Source organism: Streptomyces marinisediminis (assembly GCF_026262575.1).
Taxonomy (GTDB): domain Bacteria; phylum Actinomycetota; class Actinomycetes; order Streptomycetales; family Streptomycetaceae; genus Streptomyces; species Streptomyces marinisediminis.
This window is the reverse complement of record NZ_JAPKFL010000104.1, coordinates 1-680: the sequence shown is the minus strand read 5'-3', so window position 1 is coordinate 680 and position 680 is coordinate 1. Positions and strand designations below refer to the sequence as shown.

The following is a 680-nucleotide window of genomic DNA, read 5'->3' as shown; positions in this document are numbered from 1 at the left end:
GTCTCGCGGACGGCGCGGGCGAGGATGCGCAGGCCCTCGTCGAGTTCCTCGGCGGTGGTGGTGAGGGCGGGGAGGAGCTTGACGACCTCGCTCTCGGGGCCGGAGGTCTCCACCAGGAGGCCGTGGTCGAAGGCGCGGCGGGCGATGCGGCCGGCGGTGGCGGGGTCGGTCATCTCCATGCCCCAGACCAGGCCGCGGCCGCGGACCTCGGTGACGGCCCGGGGGTGTTCGGCGGCGATCTGGCCGAGGGCGGCTTCGACCTGTTCGCCGCGGGCGAGGGTCTGCTTCTCCATCTGGCCGTCGGCCCAGTAGGTCTCCAGGGCGGCGGTGGCGGTGACGAAGGCGGGGTTGTTGCCGCGGAAGGTGCCGTTGTGCTCGCCGGGCTCCCAGATGTCGAGTTCGGGCTTGAACAGTGTCAGGGACATCGGCAGGCCGTAGCCGCTGATGGACTTGGAGACGGTGACGATGTCGGGGGTGATGCCGGCTTCCTCGAAGGAGAAGAAGGCGCCGGTGCGGCCGCAGCCCATCTGGATGTCGTCCACGATCAGGAGCATGTCGTGGCGCTCGCACAGGTCGGCCAGGGCGCGCAGCCACTCCGGGCGGGCGACGTTGATGCCGCCCTCGCCCTGCACCGTCTCCACGATCACGGCCGCGGGCTTGTTCAGACCCGAACCGGAGTC

General features: G+C 71.2%; 1 protein-coding gene. It reads right to left on the bottom strand.

Translation table 11 applies throughout. The features are described 5' to 3' along the window. The coding region (locus OSB71_RS24265; protein ID WP_265950948.1) for an aminotransferase class III-fold pyridoxal phosphate-dependent enzyme at positions 1-680 on the bottom strand (680 nt) is incomplete at both ends.